The following is a 13,615-nucleotide window of genomic DNA, read 5'->3' on the forward strand; positions in this document are numbered from 1 at the left end:
TATGGCGCGTTGTACTCTATATATTTAGATATCGTATAGAGTACAACGCGTTTGTTTGTTATACACGTAGTGTTTTGGCGAATTTATTTGAAGGGAAATGCTTTGGAAGGTGCGTTAGGGGATAACGTCTTTTTTCTTATAGTTGAGTATGTTGCTATGGGATGTTGTGGCATGGTTGGCGGCATGTGGGCTATTCGTAAGAATTATGATGTTTTTGCGATTATTACTACGTCTTGGATAACTGCATTGGGTGGCGGTATTGTTCGTGATGTGTTGCTTGGAGCATTGCCGCCTGTTGGTATTGCTGATCGTGGTTTTGTTATTACAGGTCTGCTTTCTGGTGTTATTGTGGCTGTTGCTCACCCTGAGATTGATAAATGGCGTTGGCTTATGCTTACGCTTGATGCCTTGGCGTTGGGTCTGTTTGCTGTGAATGGCACAGCAAAAGGTTTGGATTTTCACATGTCTGGTATGGCTTCAGTATTTTTAGGAATGGCAACTGCTTTGGGAGGCGGTTTGATTCGCGACATGATTTTGAACCAAGTTCCTGTTATTGTGCGAGATAAGCATTGGTATGCTTTACCTGCTGCTTTTGGATGTGTATTAACTGTTTTTGTTGTAAAAGCAAAGCATGCAGGTTACTTTGGTTTAACTGTTGAAATATTGCTTGATGTTCTTATTGTTGTTCTTGTTGTTGCAATGCGCTTGTTGTCTGTGAAACTAGATTTAACTTTATTTGGAGCAATGAACCGCACGGAACCTATTAAGGTTAGACGTCCTCGTATTCGTCGTATTAATAATCGTCGTCACCGCTAATATTGCATACGATGATAAAAATAATCCCCAGCACCGATTGGTACTGGGGATTTTCCTTACATGCTGTGTTATGCAGTTATCTGCACAAACTTCACAGAGCGTTAATCGCTACAGCAAGACCAGACTTGCGGTTTGCAGCCTGATTCTTATGAATCACGCCACGACCTGCAGCCTTGTCAAGCTTCTTAGCGGCTACTGCGAAAGCGGCCTGCGCTGCAGCCTTATCACCAGCGGTGATGGCTTCACGAGTAGCACGAATAGCGGTCTTCAAAGCAGACTTTACTGCTACATTACGCTTATGTGCTTTCTCGTTAGTGAGAACACGCTTTTTCTGCGACTTAATGTTTGCCACTGTTACTCCAAACGACGTTTGCTATATAAGGACATACAAATAGTAAGTGTATCATGCTTATTAGATAAATATAGTAGTTCATATAATTAATTTGTTATTGTTGGTTTAATTAAAAACTTATTGAATATGCTACTTAATAAATAACTTTCGTATTTTGCACTTTACGTTAAGGTAGTAGATTTGCTAATATTGATTAGTTATAGTGCTTGATTCATGCTTGCATGTTTTCATGTATTCGCATTCTTAAAAGGAGATGCTTGCTTTGATTACACCGCATAACCAGCCAGGATTTACGGATCAATCGTTGATACGCAATTTCTGCATTATTGCGCATATAGATCATGGCAAGTCCACTGTAGCAGATCGCATTTTACAACTTTCAGGAATCGTGCCAGAGCGTGAAATGCGAGACCGTTTCTTGGATCGCATGGATATTGAGCAAGAGCGCGGTATTACTATTAAATCGCAGGCTGTTCGCGTTCCTTGGACTTTTGAAGGCAAAGAGTATTCGCTTGGAATGATTGATACTCCTGGACACGTCGATTTTACTTACGAAGTTTCGCGCGCGCTGGCAGCATGCGAAGGTGCGGTGCTGTTGGTAGATGCAACCCAAGGAATTGAAGCGCAAACTCTTTCTAATCTTTATATGGCAATCGACCATAATTTAACGATTATTCCTGTTCTTAACAAAATCGATTTGCCTAGCGCTGAACCAGATAAGCATGCTGAAGAAATAGCTGGTTTAATTGGTTGCAAGCCGGAGGACGTGTTGCGCGTTTCTGGTAAAACCGGCGAAGGTGTTAAAGACTTACTTGATCAAATTGTGCTGGAAGTTCCAGCCCCAAGCGGAAATCCTGATGCTCCTGCTCGCGCTCTTATTTTTGATTCAGTATACGATTCGTATCGCGGAATCGTCACCTATATTCGTATGGTTGATGGCGAACTTAAGTCGCGCGAAAAGTTGCATATGATGGGAATCGGCATGACGCACGATCCTATTGAAATCGGTGTTATTAGCCCAGATATGACTCCAACTAAGGCGCTTGGAGCCGGAGAAGTAGGCTATGTAATTACAGGCGCAAAAGACGTGAGTCAATCTAAAGTCGGCGACACCATTACCAGCGCTATAAATCCTGCATCTGAGCCTTTGGATGGTTATCGCGATCCTAAACCTATGGTTTACGCAGGTCTTTTCCCAATTGATAACGCGCAATTCCCAGATCTTCGAGATGCTCTCGACAAGCTAAAACTTAACGATGCTGCTCTTATTTACGAGCCAGAAACGTCTGTTGCGTTGGGCTTTGGTTTCCGTTGCGGATTCTTAGGTCTTCTTCATATGGAGATTGTTTCCGAGCGTTTAAGCCGTGAGTTTGGCTTGGATCTTATTTCCACTGCTCCTAACGTAACTTATGACGTTACTAGCGAAGATGGTAAAGAGCATCATGTAACGAATCCTAGCGAGTTTCCAGAAGGCAAGATTAAGCGCATTATTGAGCCAATGGTTGCTGCCGATATTATTACGCCGAAAGAGTTTATTGGTGCTGTAATGGATTTGTGCCAGGAACATCGCGGAGAAATGGGCACAATGGAATATATTAGTGCCGACCGCGTGGAAATGCACTACAGGATTCCTCTTGCAGAAATCGTTTTTGACTTCTTCGATCAGCTTAAAAGCCGCACAAAAGGCTACGCTTCTCTCGACTACCATGAAGACGGCGAGCAGTCTGCGGATCTTGTGAAAGTTGATATTCTTATTCAGGGAGAAAAGGTAGACGCTTTTAGTGCAATCGTGCACCGCGATAAGGCTTATTCTTACGGCGTTATGATGACGAAGAAGCTTCGTGGACTTATTCCTCGACAGCAGTTTGAAATTCCAATTCAAGCTGCGATCGGCTCTAGAATTATTGCTCGCGAAACTATTAGCGCACTTCGAAAAGACGTGCTCGCTAAATGCTACGGCGGCGATATTACGCGTAAACGTAAGCTTCTCGAAAAGCAGAAGGCTGGTAAGAAGCGTATGAAGATGCTCGGCCATGTTGAAGTTCCTCAAGAAGCGTTTGTTGCTGCATTAGCTACAGACGAGAGCGCAAACGATCGCGATACTAAAGATAAGATTCGTGCAGCACAAAAGTCCGAGGGATGAGTTTAGAGTTGGATGCTGAATTAAATAAATCAGCTATGCAAACTAAAAGTATGCCTTTTGAAGTGTACGTGCATGTGCCGTTTTGTTTGCGTCGTTGCGGTTATTGCGATTTTAATACGTATACTGCTCGCGATTTAGGAGAGGGAGCAAGTCGCGAAGGGTACGCGGATGTTGCGATTCGTGAAATGCAACTCGTAAAAAAATGGCAGGAATATCACGGGATTTTCGAGCCTAAAGCGCAATCTGTTTTCTTCGGCGGCGGCACTCCAACAGTTCTTAAAGCGCGCGACTTAGTGCGAATTTTGCAAGAAATACGTAGCTTGTGGGGATTGAAAACTGGAGCGGAAATAACTACTGAAGCAAATCCGGATACTGCAGATGAAAAGTATATTGAGACGCTTGCAGAAGGTGGATTTACTCGAATATCTTTTGGAATGCAATCGGCTGTTCCGCATGTTCTTAAAACTCTTGACCGTACTCATACTCCAGAAAATGTAACTCGCGGTGTAAACGCAGCAAACGCATGTGGCTTGCGTTCAAGCGTTGACTTGATTTATGGAGCTCCGGGGGAGAGTTTAGACGATTGGCGAAAGTCGGTAGAAATGGCTTTAAGTCTAGGCGTTAACCATATTTCTGCATACGCGCTAACGGTAGAGCCGCGTACAAAAATGGGCCGTCAAATCGCTGCTGGCACTATTCAAGCGCCAAATGATGATGATGAAGCCGCAAAATACGAGTTGGCAGACGAACTTTTTAACTCTGCTGGATTACAATGGTACGAGATTTCTAATTGGGCGCGTCCTGGTTTTGAGTCTCGTCATAATCTTGGCTACTGGCGAAATATTGATTGGGCTGGAATTGGTCCTGGAGCACATTCGCACTACAATGCTGCAAATCACATTAGTAAACAAAGCATGGATGATAGTGCTTCTTTAGCTAATACAAGTGAGTTTTATAACCTTCGCTCATGGGATATTTTGCACCCAAAACATTGGGCTCATGCTATTAACGCAGGAAACGTGCCGTGGCAAAACTACGAGTGTATAAATGCTGAAGACGCGCTTATTGAAGAGGTAATGCTTGGGCTTCGCATTAAAGAAGGGCTTGATATTTCGCAATTGTGCGAAAAAATGCGCGAAACTAATAAGGTGTTCGATGATTCACATTTGCAAAAAGTGTTACGCGAAGTGTGTAAGGAAGATTTGGCAGTGTTGCACGAAAATCGCATTATCGCAACACGCAAAGGTAGGCTGCTCAACGATTTATTAATAGAAAGAATTGTTGACGCGTGTGAAGAAGGTATGACCGTGCTAAAATAATGCGTATTGTGTCATAAATGCTTGATATAAGAAAATTCAATGTAGAAAGGAACAATCATGGCAAACCGCAAAGAGCGTCGCGCGAAGGAAAGGCAGAGCCGCAAAGGGATTCCTTCTCAATATGATGAAACAAAAGGTCGCGCTCGCGGAGGCATGATTGACGAATACAATTTACAAGAACGCTCTAGAAGACTTCAAGAGAGGGGAACTGGTCCTTGGAAGCCAACGTCTAACGTGACAGCTGAGGAGGAGAGATTGGCTCGCAATGTTAAGCGATCTCAGGTTGGCGATGATACTTGGAATGTTGTTCGTAAAGTTGTTGGAGTGTTTTCCTGGGCTGTGATTTTGCTTTCAGCGCTTGCTTTCTTGGTGATTATGTGGCTTCCTAATCAGCCTATTGTGCTTGTTGTGGTAGTTTCTGTTTTGTTTGCATTAGGCGTGTTTGGCTTGTTCTTTAGCTTTAGTAATTCTAGGCAGAATCCGCGCCTTGACGAGCACGGCACTGCGATTTAGATGTACTTATAAAATAAGAATGTTTTTAATAATTAAGGCGGGCACTTGCTAATAACAACGTGCTCGCCTTAGTTATTTGTGTGCGCTCCGAACTGCTTTCGCGCTTAGAGCGTAGCGCGCGAAAGCAGTTCGGAGCGGAAACTCGCTTAAGTTGGAAGTCCAGTGGACTTCCAACGCGAGTTTCGTAAGCGAGCGCTTATTCCTCACGGCTATTGGTAGCCGTTCGGCTGATTTGGCATGTGAAGCACACCGTGCTTCACATGCCAAATCACGCTTTGAAAGAGCTTGAAATCCTGTTGATTTCAAGCTCGGCCAAAGCGCGCGAGCGCATACTGCGTTACGGTCTCTAGTTGGCGCTCTTCGGACATTCGCGCATTTACACAATAGGATGCTTAATGTAGTAATCTCGCATTGACTTCTTGGAAATTATTTCCTCGCTGCCTTGATTTGCAGATATGCCGATTCTCGCGCGAATCCACGGATCTTCTTTATGTGTTCTTTCGCTGAGCTGATTTCCTGTAAGATTTCCAAGTTTTGCGCACACTTCCTCTATAATCTTCACCTGCTCATATTCTAAAGTTGCGCATCTTTCTGGAAGAGAAATCAGTAGTTCCTCTTTGCGAATTGTGAATCTTCCTCGATGCCTGTTAAATAATTCCAATGAAACTGGACCGTTCGTCCAAGCTTCAAAATCTTCCGGAAATAGCGACAATCCAGTTGTAGCTAAGCTGTGCGCTTGAGAATAATACACAAGCTTTTGCAGCTTCATAGTTGTCATTGGCCCCATAATTTCCAATATTTTTGCCGCTACGTTAATAATACCCATCGCACACCTCCTTTTTCTCTGCAACAAATTAATAGCGATTTTATGAATGGAAAAAGTGAGCGTCAATTCGATTAAAGAAATGTGGACAACTTTTATTATGCGTAGTTTTTGGCTTGCGTTAATTTTGTGAATCTATAAGCGCGTAGCCATGTCTTACAAGCACAGATTTAAGTTGCGTAAGATAAGCGAGTGAAGCTCTTGAAAGCTTCGTGCGCTCGTTGGTAATCCAGCCAACAAGCATAGTGTCATCACATTCAAGCGGAATAGTGACGATTTTTTCATTGTTTAAATCGCCGTTATCTATTCCAGTGCAAACAGTATAACCATTCAACCCAATAATAAAGTTTAAAATGGTAGCGCGGTCAGAAACGTTGATTTTTTTCGGTGGGCGAGTAGGCCAAACAGCCTCTTCTGCGAAGAAGAAACTTCCTTCTTCTCCCTGTTCGTATTGAATAAACGGGTACGGTTTTAAATCTTCCAAGCTCAAGCTTTTTCGCACTGCAAGCGGATTATTTCTAGAAAGAAAAACATGCAATTTTGCACGGAAAAGCGGGTGGAACTCCAAATGTTTTTCACGAAGCAGCTTGCCGATTACATCCTTGTTGTAGTCAGAAAGATAAAGAATTCCAAGGTCTGCGCGCATATCGCTTACTTGCTTAATAATATTTTTTGTGCGTGTCTCGCGAATTGAAAACTCGTATTCATCAGAATGAATACTGCGAATCATATCGACGAATGCTTCAACGGCAAACATATAGTGTTGTGTTGCAACGCTGCATAATTGTGGGCGAGGCTTCGTACTTTTGTATCGTTCTTCAAGAAGATCTGCCTGCTCAATTACTTGTCGAGCGTACGTCAAAAATTCCGCTCCATCAGCTGTTAATGCAATTCCTTGAGTGGACCTAGTGAAAATTTCAATGTTAAGTTCTCTTTCAAGCTCTTTTACAGAAGAGCTCAATGCTGGTTGTGAAATATATAGTGCTCGTGCTGCTTCGTTCATTGAACCGCAGTCAACGATTTTTACAATATATTTCAGTTGTAGCAAAGTCATACGAGCTTCTTTCGTGAGCTAAAAGTTACGATAATCATCAAAAATCACATAAATGAACCGCTAACGAATCTAGCAAAAGGTATAGGCATAACTTAATTTTTAGTTGCCATAACCATAGTTTCACATAACCATAGTCTCATACATGATCTTAGTAATATAAGCTAAATATTTAAGCAATATTATTAAAGATTTACTCCCACTGAAGCTAAATCCTTACGCGCCTGCTCTGCGGTTGTAAAAACAAAGCCATGCATGCCAACTCTATGAGCTCCATCAATATTTGCTGGTTTGTCGTCGAAGAAAACAGTTGTTTGCGGATTCAATCCAAATCTACTTATAGCAAGTTCAAAAATTTCCGGTTCTGGCTTATGCAAATGCTCAACACCGGAAATAATAGTTCCTTGTAAAAGAGTAGAAAGTTCTGGGAATTTACGTAAAGCAAGTGGGAAAGTTTCTTTAGACCAATTCGTTAAGCCCCACACGCCGTATCCAGCTTTACGCAGATCATGCAATAAATCAACCATTCCAGGCATCATGCGCGTCAAAACTTGGTCATAATGAGCACAATACCAACGGAAAGATTCAGCAAGTTCGCTTCCAAAGCGACGTTCGTATTCAGGCATAAGATCTTTCAAAAGCTCGCCGCCATCCATGCGGTCCTCAAATTCATAGAACCCGGCTAAATCGTTCTTTCCAAAGCTTCCATTAGGGCAAATAGTATCAACTAAATTCGGGAATTGCTTTTGCAAACAGTTTCGGCAATTCCATTCGAGTAGAACTTTGCAATAGTCAAACATAACGTCATGGATTTCAATATTTTGTGCGTTAGTCATTTGTTTCTACTCCTTCTATTTTGTTTCATACGTTATTTTAGATTTGCGTATTTTGTTTCATGCGTTAATTTTGCACGCTATTGATATTATTCTGCGCGCTACTTTATATTAATAAGAATCCCAAGAACATGCGGTAATGCATTTATAATGTCGCTTGCCACAATTGGATGTTCCAAAGTTAAAGCATGCTTTGATTTCACTATGTCTTGCACTAGTTGAGTGTAATTGTTTCCTCCGCTACTGCGTGATGCAAATACTGCGCAAACTCCATGAATCACAGCTGCGCTCGCTGCAATAAGTGCGTAATTTTCGTTATTTGCATTGTTGTTGTCGTTCTTGTCGGCGTTTTCGTTATCTTTTTCGTACTGTGCTAGCAATGCTCCTAGAATTCCTGCTAGCACATCTCCTGAGCCTGCAGTTGCTAGCCAAGATGGAGCGTATTGTGCAATATAAATAGGAGAGTGCAGCGATGATGGTGAAGCAACTGCTGTTGTTGCGCCTTTAAGAAGCACAGTTGCTCCAGTAAGATTTGCTGCTTTTTGAGCGTAGTGTGTTGGGTTGCTAGATATTTGTTGTGCGCTTACTTCTAAATCATATCTAGTAAAAAGCGAGCTTAATTCTCCTGCATGAGGTGTGAGAACTACTTTTTCGCAAACTTGTTTTGGTAGTAAGTCTAATGCTCCAGCATCTACGCATATTGGCGGAAGATTGTTATTTAATTGCGTTTCAGCGTTGTCGTTTTCGTTTTTGTTGTCGTTTTCGTTGGAGTATTTTGCAAGTATGCTAGCAATGTATTTTCTTTGAGATAAAGCAGTTTCGTCGTTGCAATGGCTTTCGTCTGGTATGCCGCATCCAACTGTTATTGCGTCTATTTTTCCGTTTAATTGTTCAGATGCTACTACCTCAGGCGATGCTTGCAATACTAAGTTTTGTGCGCGAAGAGGACCTGAATAACGAACCATTCCAATATTTGCATGTATTGCAGCGCTTGTACTTAACACTGCTGCTCCGGGATAGTCGTTTGAACCGGTAATTACGCCTAGAACACCTCTTGAATATTTATTATCGCTTGCGTGAGGCGTGCGCAATGGTGTGGAAGCAAGATGAATATCTACTGATATTTCATTAGTTGCAGAGTTTTTATCGTCAGTGCGTGAACTGTCGGGTTTTGCAATGTAATTCATACCATCTGTATTGCCAAACATAGTATTAAGTGTAATTGCTGTTAAGCACATGCAGAGTTGGCTAAACATGTGTATTATTGTCTAAACTTATGTATTGTTACAATTTGTAAACATTTTGAAAATATTTGTAATTTTTTTGTTATTCTGCGTGTCGTGAGTGTTACGGCGTGTCGCTACTAGTTTTGCGTAAAAAATAAACAAAAATGCCTGATTAATAAATTTGTTCAAATGTTATAATCACATTTATTTTTTCGTTGGTATATTAACGTTTTTTAATGCAAGATAAAGCAGAAAGTAGCACGGTCTTTTTTGAAATTTTGCATTATAACAGATGGAAAAGTCGCGAAACGCATTTTTGCAAAAATAATTATATTTTTTCACATTTTTTATTGACCGTCACGCATATTTTTCTTATGCTATAAGCGTTATTGCGAATGATTATTTTTTTCATGAATAGCTTTCATGAGTACCTCTCACAATCAACCCATGCAATAATAGTTAAAGATTCCCGAAAGGAACGAGTGTGAAAACTTCACGAATTTTCGCAACTGCAGCTGCGGTTGCATTATTAGCAACTTCTATGGGTGCTTGCGGCTCTGCAAAAAATGCCGAAAATAAGGCGAAGGGCAATCAAGTAAATGTAGTGGCAACTACAACTCAAATTTGCGATTACGTAACTCAAATCGCTTCAACTGCTGACGCAAAATCTGGATTGAGTCTCAATAAGACTGATTCTCAGGGCAAGAAGTCTGTAATCGGAGCTCCTCAAGACAAAGCAAAGTCAACAATTAATTTGACCTGCTTGCTTGCGCCAAACGCTTCTGCTCATGAGCATGAAATGACTCCAGCTCAATCTAAAGCTCTTTCTAAGGCTGATTTGATGCTCGTTTCTGGTGTAGATCTCGAGCACTTCTTGGATCAAGCTGTGAAAGCTACCGGTTTTAAGGGCACTATGGGTGTGACTTCCGGTATTCTCACTGCTGATGAAATCAAGGATCCAAAGGCTGAGACTGCTAAGGAAAAGGATCTTCCATACAAGGTTGATCGCGGTATCGCTAAGGTGCATGCTGAAAAGTGGCCATTCCCTCCAGAAGAAGGCGAGAAGGAGCCTGAATTCCAGTACGATCCACATATTTGGACCAGCACGAAGAACACGATGATTCAGGTTAAGAATATCGGTTATTTCCTTGGGAAAGCTCTTCCTAAGAGCAAGTCTATTTTCGATGAGCATGTTGAAAAGTTCGTTAAGTCTTTGACTGATTTGGATGCTTGGGCAACTAAAGCTTTGAATAGTGTGCCACAAAAGCATCGTGTTCTCTTCACTTCTCACGATGCATTCGGTTACTTCTCTCGTGACTACAATGTGAAGTTCATTGGTGCAGCACTTTCTGATTTCAACAGCCAGCAGGATGCTACTGCAGATCATATTCAGAAAGCTGCAGAAGATGTCAAGAAGTCCGGAGCTGTTGCGATTTTTGCTGAGAATTCTAACAATTCCAAGTCTATCAAGGCTGTTGCTGCAGCAGCAGGAGTAAAGGCTGTTATTGGCGACGACGCACTTTATGGAGATTCGCTTGGACCAGTCGGATCTGCCGGAGAAACTTACATCGGTTCCATTGTTCACAATGTTGAAACATTGGTGAAAGCTTGGAATGGTAATGTTCCTGAACTTCCAGATTCAGTTAAGACTGCATTGAAGAAGTAACATATAAATAACAGTAAAAATAATAGTATCGTAACAGTAACTTTAATAGCGAAAGTTTAATAGCGAAAGCAGGAAGTTACTGTTACGAATACTTATTAATAAACTGAAAAGACTGGAAATATAGTGAATAAGAGCGTCCTTGCAATGAAAAATTGCGACCTGGCATACGGTTATAAAACTGTAGTGACTGGTATTAATGGCAGTGTGCAAGCCGGGGAAGCTTTGGCTTTAATAGGTCCAAATGGTTCTGGAAAAACAACGTTTTTGCAGGCTATTATTGGTATCGTGCGCGTAAGTCGCGGTGAACTGAAAATGCCTAAGGCTTTGTCTATTGGATATGTGCCACAGCAGGTTGATTTGGATTTAACATTCCCTATTACTGCACGGCAAGTTGTTGCAATGGGCTTAAGTAGACAGACAGGTTTTCTTGGATTGCTTAAAAAAGATCAGAAAAAAGCTGTTGAGGATGCTCTTAATCATGTTGGTTTATTAAATCGTGCAGATGTGCGATTTGGTGACCTTTCTGGCGGTCAGCGCCAACGCATTCTTCTTGCGCGCGCTATTGTTGCAAAACCAACGCTTATTTTGCTCGACGAACCTTTTAATGGTCTTGATGAACCGAATCGCCGAGAACTTCTTAATATTATGAAATCAGCAAAGCAAGAAGGTATTGCTTTTGTTGTGTCTACGCATGATTTAGTTATTGCAGATGCTATTTGTGAAAAAGCGCTACTTTTAGCTGGCAAGCAGATTGCTTTTGGTGCGCTTAAAGAAGTAATGACTAAAGAAAATATTACTCGCGCATATGGTGGAAGCATGCCTGCTGCTTCTGCAGGTCTTACTTTTTCGGAAATTGCGGAAGGCTGATTTTCAATGCTTGCCCAATTAGTTGAGTCATTAAGAGAAGCTCTGGAACCAATTCCAGGTTTTGATTTTATTGCTTCTGCTCCTTATATTTTTCGCCCGTTCTGCTTACTTATAGTTCTGTCTATAGCTAGCGGAATCGTTGGTGTATTCGTGAACTTGAGATGTGCTGAATTTAATGCGGAAGCTATTGTGCATGGCATATTTCCTGGAATTGTTGTAGGCGCTTTGTACGGTGGCATAGATCAAATTATTCCTGGTGCTGCAATTTGTTCAGTATTTTTAGTTGCTGCGTTAGTGTGGGCTTCTCGTTCAGCTCGCATAAATGAATCGATTATCGCAACTGTTTTAACTACTTTCTTTGCTCTTGGTGTAGTAATTTCACTAAAAAAAGGTGATATGTCAGGTCAGCTCGAAGCGTTGATGTTTGGTAGGCTGCTTGATGTCACTGATGAGCGAATGACTCAAGCAATGTGGATTTGCTTGTTTGCAATTATTGTGCTTTTGGCAACTTGGAAACAGCAGATTATTGTTGCTTTCGATCGAGCAAGTGCTCCATTAATGGGAGTGCATACTCTTTTTGTAGATATTGTTCTTAACGTTGGTATTGCTGCGGTTGTTGTTTCTGCATCTTCAGCTGTTGGCGTTCTTCTTGTGATCGGATACCTTATTATTCCAGGAGCTAGTGCTCGTTTAGTGTCTAGAACAGTTGGGCGCATGGTTGCAGTTGGTATTTTTGTTGGTATTGCTGGAGTTGTTCTTGGTATGTACGTTATGAATTTGGAGCTTGATCATCCTATTTCTCCTCAAGCAGCAATTGCATTAAGCATGTGTGCAATGTTCGTAGTTGTGCTTGTTGTGCGCTGGCTGTTCCAAGTTATTTCATCTATAGTTTTTGCGCATAAAACTCATACAAGCGATAGCGATATGCAAGTTTTAGCAAAATCTTATAAAGGTAGGGCATAGATGGTAAGTATTTGGCAAATTATCGCTCTACCTATAGTTGAAGCAATTGTTGTAGGTGCTCTATGCGGTTTTGTTGGCTCTCTTGCTCTTCTTAATCAGCGAATATTCTTTACTGAATCTATTACTCATGCTGCATTTCCTGGAGCAGTATTAGGTGTAGTTTTAACTTCTGCTTATACAATAGATCAAAATATTTTGTCGCTTGGGCTTTTTGTTGGTGCTGCTGTTGCGTGCGTTGTACTTTCCTTAGTAATGTATGCACTTTCGCATCTTAAAGGCATTTCTTCGCAAGCTGCAGCTGGCATTACTTTAACTGTCGGCTTTGCTAGTGGATACTTTTTAAATAAGTGGTTTGCTCCATTGCCATTGCGTATTGAGGGATTTTTAACTGGATCATTGCTTAATTGCACTCCTGCAGACGTGATTTCAGCCTCTGTTGCTTTCTTACTTGTTTTGGGATTATGGGTTTTTAATTCTGCTAATCTTGTGCATTGCTCGTTTGATCCGATTAATTACCGTGCTGCAGGCGGAAGATCAGGTTTTATACAGGGCATGGTTCTTGCTTTGATTATTATTACTGTTTCCGTTATTATTCCAGCAGTTGGTACAGTTGTTTCAGTATCTCTTATTGCTGCTCCTGCTGCAGCATTAAAGGGAAGAATTGCTTCTATAAATAAATTCGTGCTTGCATGTGTAATTACTGCTGTTTCGATTGCTTTAATTGGACTAGCTTTGGCTGTAATACTGAAACTTTCTGCCGGCGGCACTATTGCTATCGTAGCTGGAGCTTTCTTCTTAATAGTCAAGATTGGTGAAAGTATTTTTATAAAAATTAATGATTTTTCATCAAGATTGCATGCAAGGCGAGAAAAAGTAGCCGAAAACGCTATTTAGCAAAAGTGCCTTAAAAGTCGTTCTGTTGTCCTAGAATATCAACGAATTGCGCGTGAAAAATGCGTGCGATTGACGTCGTTTTTTGCGCGTTTTATTTATGTTTTAATCGCGTAAGTTTATCGACGCCACACAAGTCCAGGTCTGCACAT

General features: G+C 41.4%; 13 protein-coding genes. 8 read left to right on the forward strand and 5 right to left on the reverse strand.

The genetic code is table 11. The annotated features are described in order from the left end of the window. Positions 1 to 102 precede the first annotated feature (102 nt). Positions 103 to 816 carry a trimeric intracellular cation channel family protein gene (locus HXT58_RS02275; RefSeq protein ID WP_032835223.1) on the forward strand — a complete coding sequence of 238 codons (714 nt, stop codon included), beginning with the start codon at positions 103 to 105 and terminating at the stop codon, positions 814 to 816. Positions 817 to 907: 91 nt separating this feature from the next. Here the strand turns inward: HXT58_RS02275 and rpsT are convergent, their stop codons facing one another. Then, positions 908 to 1,168, reverse strand: a complete 261-nt coding sequence (rpsT, locus tag HXT58_RS02280; protein ID WP_004106518.1) for a 30S ribosomal protein S20 — start codon at positions 1,166 to 1,168, stop codon at positions 908 to 910. 262 nt (positions 1,169 to 1,430) lie between these two features. Here rpsT and lepA point away from each other — a divergent pair, with 262 nt between their 5' ends. From lepA to HXT58_RS02295, 3 genes are read left to right on the forward strand one after another with little or no spacing between them, the layout of a single operon-like run. Further along, positions 1,431 to 3,311, forward strand: coding sequence for a translation elongation factor 4 (gene lepA / locus HXT58_RS02285; RefSeq protein WP_101886188.1), 1,881 nt, complete (start codon positions 1,431 to 1,433; stop codon positions 3,309 to 3,311). Beyond that, positions 3,308 to 4,630 carry a radical SAM family heme chaperone HemW gene (gene hemW, locus HXT58_RS02290; protein ID WP_101886061.1) on the forward strand — a complete coding sequence of 441 codons (1,323 nt, stop codon included), beginning with the start codon at positions 3,308 to 3,310 and terminating at the stop codon, positions 4,628 to 4,630. The genes lepA and hemW overlap by 4 nt, the downstream gene beginning before the upstream one ends. Positions 4,631 to 4,687: 57 nt before the next feature. Further along, positions 4,688 to 5,143: a hypothetical protein gene (locus tag HXT58_RS02295; RefSeq protein ID WP_004106523.1), complete on the forward strand. Its 456-nt coding sequence runs from the start codon at positions 4,688 to 4,690 to the stop codon at positions 5,141 to 5,143. A 376-nt stretch (positions 5,144 to 5,519) separates the two neighbouring features. Here the strand turns inward: HXT58_RS02295 and HXT58_RS02300 are convergent, their stop codons facing one another. The 4 genes from HXT58_RS02300 to HXT58_RS02315 form a co-directional block, all read right to left on the reverse strand. Further along, positions 5,520 to 5,969 (reverse strand): Panacea domain-containing protein, encoded by a 450-nt coding sequence (locus HXT58_RS02300; protein WP_064340324.1) that lies wholly within the window; start codon positions 5,967 to 5,969, stop codon positions 5,520 to 5,522. A 118-nt stretch (positions 5,970 to 6,087) separates the two neighbouring features. After that, complete coding sequence (locus HXT58_RS02305) at positions 6,088 to 7,020, reverse strand: LysR family transcriptional regulator (RefSeq protein WP_101886060.1); 933 nt, start codon at positions 7,018 to 7,020, stop codon at positions 6,088 to 6,090. Between the two features lie 182 nt (positions 7,021 to 7,202). Further along, positions 7,203 to 7,853 (reverse strand): HAD family hydrolase, encoded by a 651-nt coding sequence (locus HXT58_RS02310; RefSeq protein ID WP_101886059.1) that lies wholly within the window; start codon positions 7,851 to 7,853, stop codon positions 7,203 to 7,205. Between the two features lie 98 nt (positions 7,854 to 7,951). After that, positions 7,952 to 9,088: an ADP-dependent NAD(P)H-hydrate dehydratase gene (locus tag HXT58_RS02315; protein WP_101886058.1), complete on the reverse strand. Its 1,137-nt coding sequence runs from the start codon at positions 9,086 to 9,088 to the stop codon at positions 7,952 to 7,954. A 472-nt stretch (positions 9,089 to 9,560) separates the two neighbouring features. Here HXT58_RS02315 and HXT58_RS02320 point away from each other — a divergent pair, with 472 nt between their 5' ends. From HXT58_RS02320 to HXT58_RS02335, 4 genes are all read left to right on the forward strand, one after another. Continuing rightward, positions 9,561 to 10,742 (forward strand): metal ABC transporter substrate-binding protein, encoded by a 1,182-nt coding sequence (locus HXT58_RS02320; protein ID WP_004108796.1) that lies wholly within the window; start codon positions 9,561 to 9,563, stop codon positions 10,740 to 10,742. A gap of 144 nt (positions 10,743 to 10,886) precedes the next feature. Then, positions 10,887 to 11,609: a metal ABC transporter ATP-binding protein gene (locus HXT58_RS02325; protein ID WP_004574322.1), complete on the forward strand. Its 723-nt coding sequence runs from the start codon at positions 10,887 to 10,889 to the stop codon at positions 11,607 to 11,609. Positions 11,610 to 11,615: 6 nt separating this feature from the next. Next, a complete protein-coding gene (locus HXT58_RS02330; protein WP_004574321.1) occupies positions 11,616 to 12,572 on the forward strand; it encodes a metal ABC transporter permease in 957 nt (318 codons plus the stop codon). Continuing rightward, positions 12,573 to 13,466, forward strand: a complete 894-nt coding sequence (locus tag HXT58_RS02335; protein ID WP_004106538.1) for a metal ABC transporter permease — start codon at positions 12,573 to 12,575, stop codon at positions 13,464 to 13,466. It begins immediately after the preceding gene. Positions 13,467 to 13,615: the final 149 nt, after the last annotated feature.

Origin of the sequence: Gardnerella sp. KA01000 (genome assembly GCF_049244035.1) — a bacterium.
GTDB lineage: Bacteria > Actinomycetota > Actinomycetes > Actinomycetales > Bifidobacteriaceae > Bifidobacterium > Bifidobacterium leopoldii.